Below are 7,001 nucleotides of genomic sequence, written 5' to 3'. Positions count from 1 at the left end.
ATCCGCAAGCATCTTGGGCTGGAGAAGGCTTCCGACGCCGAGGTCTTTGCCGAAATCCGCAAGCGCAAGGACAACTTCTAGAGCCCGTGATATCGTCGACGCCATGACCAGCTCCGCCGAAATCATCGCGACGCTCGGGCTGAAGCCGCATCCGGAAGGCGGCTGGTATGCCGAGACCTTTCGCGATGGCACTGGCGGCGCGCGCGGCCATTCGACCGCCATTTATTTCCTGCTTGAGGAGCATCAGGTTTCGGCCTGGCACCGGGTCAAGGACGCCGCCGAGGTCTGGCATTTCCATGCCGGCGCCCCGCTGGCACTGGCAATGTGGGAAGAAGGCAGCACCGTTGTGGAGCAGGTGCTTGGAATCGATCTCGCAGCCGGTGAGCGGCCGCAGATCGTCGTGCCGGCGGGCTGGTGGCAATCGGCGCGCAGCCTCGGCGAATGGACGCTGGTCGGCTGCACCGTCGCGCCGGGCTTCGAGTTTGCCGCCTTCGAACTGGCAGCACCCGGCTGGCAGCCGAAACAACCGTAGCTCAATAAGAGCCCGGATATAGCAGGGACCCAAGCGTGATCGCGAGTTGGGCGGCGTAGTACAGCGCCCAGACGGCGAAGCGCATCCAGGCGCGGTGCGGCGAGATGGCGGCCACCAGGAATTTCTCCGTGGCGAGCAGCCCGTCGGATGCCATGAACAACAGCGCGCCGCCGATCACGGAGACGTTGCTGGTGGTCAGCGCCGAGATACCCATTGCCAGGATCGCAGCGACATAGACGGCGATCGGCATACGCAGGCCGGGACCGACGCGCCGCCACAGCGCCGCCAGCATGACGGCCGCAAACACCGCCATAGCGAGCGCGATCGCTCCGCGCCACGACTCGGCGCCAAGCACCCCCAACCCGCCACCGCTGCGCAGGAACAGCGCGACATAGACGATGTGGGCGACAAGAAAACTGGCCAGCCCGCCGAGGAAGGCCTTTTCACCGTCGCGCGACAGGAATGCGTCGCCAACGGCGCTGAGGGCGAGCGCGGCGGCGAGCAGCAGCGGGCCGCCCTGCAGCCCGGCCAACACGGCAAGCATCGCCACGGCGAGCGTCTTTGCCGCCGAGCGGGCGAGCGTTGGTGGCATGCCAAGCGTAAAGGCGTAGATCACCGCCGCCGCCAGCGAAAAGATCAGTGTCGCATTGGCATTTGCGTCGATGCCGCCGGCAAACGGCATCGTCATGCCCCGGCCCTGCTTTGGGACGCCCTGGCTCCGCTCTCAGCCGCTGGTTTGCGCAGGAACAGCGACTTCGCTGCAAGTGCGGCCCCGCCGGTGATGAGCACGCAGGCGGCGAGGATGCGCAGCGACGGCTCGGCGACGCCGGCCGCGATCAGCACCAGCGTCGACAACAGCGGTGCGGCGTAGCTTGCAGCACCCAGCACCTGGATGTTGCCGCGCTTGACGCCGATGTCCCAGGCATAGAAGGCCGCCCCCACCGGCATCAGGCCAAGGCCGAGCACGGCCAGCCACTGGCCGGCACCGTCAGGCAGAACCGTCTGTTCCAGCGCCAGGTGGCAGGCGAGCGACAACACCGCGGTCGCCGCGCAGAACCAGGTGACGATGCTGGTCGGCACCGACGGGAAGCGCCGCGACAACAGCGAATAGGACGACCACAGCACGGCACAAACGGCGGCCATCGCATAGCCGAAGGCGTAACGGGCGTCGAAGGCGAGGCCCCCGCCCTTGGTGACGATCAGCACGGTGCCGGCAAGGCCGAGCAGCGCGCCGACGACATGGTTCCAGGCCAGTTTTTCGCCCGGCATCAGCGCCGAGCCGAGCACGATCAGCAAAGGCCATAGATAGGCGATCAGGCTCGCCTCCACAGCCGGCGCATTGCGCAGCGCTGTGAAATAGAAGAAGTGGTAGCCGAACAGCCCGGCAATGCCGATCAGCCACACCTGCGGCGGTATCTTCTGGCTCTTGTCGGGTGCCGGCATGAACAGCCGCGCGACCAGCCCGACACCGGTGCCGATCGAGAAGGTGATCGCCGACAAGAGGAACGGCGGCACCTGGCCCGACGCATCGGTGAGCAGTGCGAGCAGCGCCCACATGGCGACCGCCGAAAAGCCGATCAGTGTTGCGCGCCCCATTCTGTCTCCAGTGGCGCGCCAATTCTGCGCCTGGCTATTGTACCGCTTCGAAACGTCCGGCGCTGATGGTCAAGGTGCCGATCTGCGTGCCCACCGTGGCATGGATCGGCGCATATACGCCGGTTTGGCCGAGCGGTGCAAACGTCACCATCATGCGGCTTTTGCTCTTGAGATAGTTGAGCGCCTTGCGGCCCTTGCGATAGCCAGCCACCGGCTCGAAGCCCATCCGGCAGGTAACCGTGTCGCCCTTGTAGCCCGGCACCGAGATCGTGCCCTTCGAAGCGTAAGTCAGCGTCAGATCGGCGCGCATCTCGCCGTCGTAGAACTTTACCGTGCGGCCGCAGACCTGGTCGAGGCTGTCGGCATGGATGACGGTGGCAGCCATCGGATCGAGCACCGATGCCAGGTCGCCGGCACCGAGCGGCACCCAACTCTTGGGGTCGCGCTTGCCCGGCGCCGGGACGACCTGCGTCGAGGTGACCCTGCCATTTGCAAAGCGGATGTCGACCACCGATGCCTTCTTGCCGGAGGTGTAATCGGCGCGGAATGCCTGCGGCACCATCCTCTTGCCCGCAATCGTGCCTTTGGACGAGATCGTGCCACGCGTGTCGTCGAACAGTTTTGCCAACCCTGCCGCGCTGACGCTGCCTTCGATCGCGTAGGCGCCGTTCTCATAACGGCTGGAAAACGTTGATTTCGCTATCGAAAGTCCAAGGAACGACACCGTATACTCGCCCTTGAACGACTGCGGCGAGGCAGCAGACGCGGCGGACGGCAAGGCTGCGGCAAGCATGGCGGCAAAGGCATGTGACGAACGAAGCATGGCGGGATCGGGTCCTTGATTTTCGGCCGGAGGCGGGCAACTCCGGTCTGGCATGTCCCTATGAGACCGCTTATAGGATGAATTCCGGCCTTAATATGAAAATGCCGGGCGCGCAGTGGGCAATGCAGGAGCTTGACGCCTCGGCGAAATGCAACTATGGAACGCCAACTTTTTCCATAAGGCCGCCTGACCAGAACCGCGCGCCACCCGGCGTGGGCTTGAGTGTTTGGCAGACCCCGAGAACTGAAGGTTAGAACAATGTCCCGCACCTGCGAACTCACTGCCAAGGCAGTCATGTCCGGCAACAATGTGAGCCACGCCAACAACAAGACCAAGCGTCGCTTCCTGCCGAACCTCGTCAATGTGACGCTGATTTCGGAAGCGCTGAACCAGAATGTGCGCCTGCGCATTTCGGCCAACGCACTGCGTTCGGTCGAACATCGCGGCGGTCTCGACGCCTTCCTGGCCAAGGCCGACGTCAAGGAATTGTCGCAGCGCGCCCGTCTGCTGAAGAAGCAGATCGCCAAGAAGACCGCCGAGCAGGCTGCCGCTTAAACAGTTCAAAGGCGGGGGACGACCGCCCTGGCCAACATCTTGTTGGCCTCTGGCCAACATCTTGTTGGCCTTGGGGCATCGGATCGAAGCCGCAAGGTTTTGGCAATCCGGTGCCCACATACGAAGGCGAGCATCGCCCGCATGGGCATGATGCTTGGCTGGTTCCATTACCCAGGATAAAAAAATGACTTCCTTCTCGCGGTATTTGCCCTTCGTGGCCGCCATGGCGCTTGTCGTCGTGGCATCGAACATTCTCGTGCAATTCCCGATGCAGGGCCAGATCGGGGGCCTCTCGCTGGCCGACCTTCTGACTTGGGGGGCCTTCACCTATCCCTTCTCGTTCCTGGTCACCGACCTCGCCAACCGCCGCTACGGACCCACTGTGGCGCGCCGGATCGTCCTTGTCGGCTTCATGACGGCGGTGATCTGCTCGATCCTTGTCCCGCCCTTCCTGTTCCGTCACGGCCTGATCGAATTCGAGACCGCCGCCGACCGGCTGGTGCGTATCGCGGCCGCGTCCGGAGCGGCGTTCCTTTCCGCGCAACTGCTCGATGTCACCGTGTTCAACCGGCTGCGCCGGCAGAGCTGGTGGCGGGCGCCGATCATCGGCACGCTGGTCGGGTCGGTGTTCGACACCGCCGTGTTCTTCACCGTCGCTTTCTCGGCTGCCTTTGCCTTCGCCGGACCAAACGACGGCTTTGCGTTGGAAAACGCACCCTTGATGGGCGTCTTCCATGTCGAGGCGATGCGCTGGATCTCCTGGGCGCTTGGTGATCTCTCGGTGAAACTGATCATCGCCGTCGTCGCACTCATACCCTACCGGTTGCTCGCTGCCCGCTGGAGCCAGCCCGCGGTTGCGGCTTAAACCATGATCCCGAAAAGTGGGACCCCGTTTTCGGAAAAGATCCTGGTCGGACAAAGATCATGATCCCGTGGATCCAGCTCGATTCAGCGAAGACCCCAGACGGCGGACAAGAACTTCGCCTCAAGCGGCGCGGCACCGAATTCTCGATCATGCTGGGCACCAACGAGCTCATGAACAGCCGCCTCAGCGGTTCCGAGGAAGCGCTGGCAAAACTGTCCTGCGGGCGGATTGCCGGCCATAGCCATCCAACAATCCTGATCGGTGGGCTTGGCATGGGTTTTACCTTGCGCGCCGCGCTTACAGAATTGGCCAATGATGCCGGAATCGTCATCGCTGAACTGGTGCCGGCCGTTGTCGCCTGGGCGCGCGGTCCGATGGCCGAAATCTTTGGCGGCTGTCTCGACGATCCGCGCGTCACCATTCAGGAGACCGATGTCGGGCAGCTGATACGCTGGCAGCCCGCGGCCTGGGACGCCATCCTGCTCGATGTCGACAACGGCCCGGAAGGCATCGTCCACAAATCCAACGACGCGCTCTACAGCCTGCAGGGCCTCGCAGCCGCACGCAGCGCCCTCAAGTCGGGCGGCGTGCTGGCGGTGTGGTCGCAAGGCCCCGACATCGGCTTCACGCGGCGGCTGAAGCAGGCAGGCTTCGGGGTCGAAGAGGTCAGTACGCGCGCCAACGGCAAGCGCGGCGCGCGCCATATCATCTGGATCGCCACCAAGACGTAAAGCCGGCGGGCTCAATCCTGGTGCAGGATGAATTCCAGATAGAGGTTGCGCTGCAGGATCGAGTGGTTGTCGTCGGAGATCAGCGACACCATCAGCGCGCCGTCGTCGCGGGTCCAGACGTCGAGCCCTTCCATATTGTCGATCTGGTAGCCCATGTCGGCCTCCAGCAGCACCGGCCCGTCGGCGACCGCGCCCTTCTCGACGCTTTCGCCATAGATGCGCCGCAGCCGCATCTTGACGCCCCTCGCCATCGAGAAACTGCGCTCCAGAAGCAGCAGATCGCCATCCGGCAGGAAGGCGCCGTCGGTGATGTCGAAATCGCCGTTGCGCTTGACAGTAAAGACGCCCTTGTGCGGCCCCTCGATGATGGCGGCATAGATGTTGCCGGCCTTGTCGAGGCTCTTTTCGGAGACCACGACCAGGCCGCCCTCATGCTGACCGTTGGCATTGGCGTGGGTGACGGTCTCGAAGCCGCGATTCTGGCGCAGCTCCTGGGCCGGAACGACGAAATCCAGCGGCTTGAACGGCGCCTTCATGTCGTTGGCGTCGATCTTGAACTGGGCGACGCGGTGGCTGCGCTCGAAGCCGACGGTGGCAATGCCGTCCTTGACCGCGAGGCCTTCCGCATCGACCTCCCATTTCCTGTCGATCGGCCGACCGGTCTCGTCGACCATCTGCTGCATGCGGAAATTCTGGATGCCGGAGGGCCGCTTTTCCGCGTCGCGGACCACCGTGCCGAAGAACCAGAAGCCGGTGTCGGCAACGCCGATGAAGTCACCGCCGGCCTTCAGGAAGCGGAAGGCCGACAGCGCGCCGAAATCGCGTGTCGGCGAGGTCATCTCCAGCCCGCCGACGAATTCGAAAGGGCCGAATTGCTTGTCGGCACGGCCAATGTGAAATTCGGTGATCGGGCGGGCCGAGATTTCGACCGGTTCGACAGAACCAGAGTCGGGCGAACCGGCTGCCGCCGAAGCCACACCGGAAAGCAGGGCGATGGCGGCGAAAAGCGTCTGCTGAAAGCCGCCGCGCCTGGAGATCATCCGGCGCGCCGCATACCACCGCCGCGCCGCGTATCCTTCGCGCTTTCCTCGGCAAACAGCGAAGCCAGCTGCTCGGTCATGGCGCCAGCCAGCTCCTCGGCATCGACGATGGTGACGGCGCGGCGGTAGTAGCGCGTGACATCGTGGCCGATGCCGATGGCCAAGAGTTCCACAGGCGAACGCGTCTCGATCAGCTCGATGACGGCGCGCAGATGGCGTTCGAGATAATTGCCCGGATTGACCGACAGCGTCGAATCGTCGACCGGCGCGCCGTCCGAGATCATCATCAGGATCTTGCGCTGCTCGGGCCGGGCGATCAGCCGGTTATGCGCCCACAGCAGCGCCTCGCCGTCGATATTTTCCTTGAGCAGGCCTTCGCGCATCATCAGGCCGAGATTGCGCCGTGCCCGCCGCCACGGATGGTCGGCCGATTTGTAGATGATGTGGCGCAGATCGTTGAGCCGGCCAGGATTCGGCGGCTTGCCGTCCTTCAGCCATTTCTCGCGCGCCTGCCCGCCCTTCCACGCCCGCGTGGTGAAGCCGAGGATCTCGACCGAGACGCCGCAGCGCTCCAGCGTGCGCGCCAATATGTCGGCGCAGGTGGCGGCGACCGTGATCGGCCGGCCGCGCATCGAGCCGGAATTGTCGAGCACCAGCGTCACCACCGTGTCGCGGAACTTGGTGTCGCGCTCCTGCTTGAACGACAGCGGCTGCATCGGATCGATGACGACCCGCACCAGCCGTGCCGGGTCGAGATAGCCCTCTTCCAGGTCGAAGTCCCAGGAGCGGTTCTGCTGCGCCATCAGCCGGCGCTGCAGGCGGTTGGCCAGCCGCCCGACGACGCCGGACAGGTTGGCGA

Annotated in this window: 8 protein-coding genes and 2 pseudogenes; 5 read left to right on the top strand and 5 right to left on the bottom strand. The window is 64.4% G+C overall.

The window, feature by feature from the left end:
- A pseudogene (locus tag ENZ75_RS15635) lies at window positions 1–81 on the top strand (hydroxyacylglutathione hydrolase); the annotation flags it as partial.
- Window positions 82–103: 22 nt separating this feature from the next.
- Complete coding sequence (locus tag ENZ75_RS15630; RefSeq protein ID WP_013529377.1) at window positions 104–532, top strand: cupin domain-containing protein; 429 nt, start codon at window positions 104–106, stop codon at window positions 530–532.
- 1 nt (window position 533) lies between these two features.
- Here ENZ75_RS15630 and ENZ75_RS15625 read toward each other — a convergent pair whose 3' ends face one another.
- The 3 genes from ENZ75_RS15625 to ENZ75_RS15615 are packed head-to-tail and all read right to left on the bottom strand — an operon-like array spanning window position 534 to window position 2,951.
- A complete protein-coding gene (locus tag ENZ75_RS15625) occupies window positions 534–1,220 on the bottom strand; it encodes a lysoplasmalogenase (RefSeq protein ID WP_063169103.1) in 687 nt (228 codons plus the stop codon).
- On the bottom strand, window positions 1,217–2,128 hold the full coding sequence (locus ENZ75_RS15620; protein ID WP_063169104.1) for an EamA family transporter: 912 nt from the start codon (window positions 2,126–2,128) through the stop codon (window positions 1,217–1,219). Before ENZ75_RS15620 ends, ENZ75_RS15625 begins: the two co-directional genes overlap by 4 nt.
- A 34-nt stretch (window positions 2,129–2,162) precedes the next feature.
- Window positions 2,163–2,951, bottom strand: coding sequence for a DUF3108 domain-containing protein (locus ENZ75_RS15615; RefSeq protein ID WP_063169105.1), 789 nt, complete (start codon window positions 2,949–2,951; stop codon window positions 2,163–2,165).
- 258 nt (window positions 2,952–3,209) lie between these two features.
- Here ENZ75_RS15615 and rpmB point away from each other — a divergent pair, with 258 nt between their 5' ends.
- From rpmB to ENZ75_RS15600, 3 genes are all read left to right on the top strand, one after another.
- On the top strand, window positions 3,210–3,506 hold the full coding sequence (gene rpmB / locus ENZ75_RS15610; protein WP_013529373.1) for a 50S ribosomal protein L28: 297 nt from the start codon (window positions 3,210–3,212) through the stop codon (window positions 3,504–3,506).
- A 184-nt stretch (window positions 3,507–3,690) separates the two neighbouring features.
- Window positions 3,691–4,371: a queuosine precursor transporter gene (locus ENZ75_RS15605; RefSeq protein ID WP_024503743.1), complete on the top strand. Its 681-nt coding sequence runs from the start codon at window positions 3,691–3,693 to the stop codon at window positions 4,369–4,371.
- Window positions 4,372–4,430: 59 nt separating this feature from the next.
- On the top strand, window positions 4,431–5,102 hold the full coding sequence (locus ENZ75_RS15600) for a hypothetical protein (RefSeq protein ID WP_063169106.1): 672 nt from the start codon (window positions 4,431–4,433) through the stop codon (window positions 5,100–5,102).
- 11 nt (window positions 5,103–5,113) lie between these two features.
- Here ENZ75_RS15600 and ENZ75_RS15595 read toward each other — a convergent pair whose 3' ends face one another.
- Both ENZ75_RS15595 and ENZ75_RS15590 read right to left on the bottom strand, forming a co-directional pair.
- Complete coding sequence (locus ENZ75_RS15595; RefSeq protein ID WP_063169107.1) at window positions 5,114–6,142, bottom strand: esterase-like activity of phytase family protein; 1,029 nt, start codon at window positions 6,140–6,142, stop codon at window positions 5,114–5,116.
- A pseudogene (locus ENZ75_RS15590) lies at window positions 6,139–7,001 on the bottom strand (cobaltochelatase subunit CobT); the annotation flags it as partial. The gene ENZ75_RS15595 and the pseudogene ENZ75_RS15590, both read right to left, overlap by 4 nt.

The sequence above is a fragment of the Mesorhizobium sp. M7A.F.Ca.CA.002.04.1.1 genome (assembly GCF_004022805.1).
Taxonomy (GTDB): domain Bacteria; phylum Pseudomonadota; class Alphaproteobacteria; order Rhizobiales; family Rhizobiaceae; genus Mesorhizobium; species Mesorhizobium ciceri.
The sequence above is the reverse complement of the archived record's forward strand: the minus strand, read 5'-3'. Positions and strand labels throughout refer to the sequence as shown.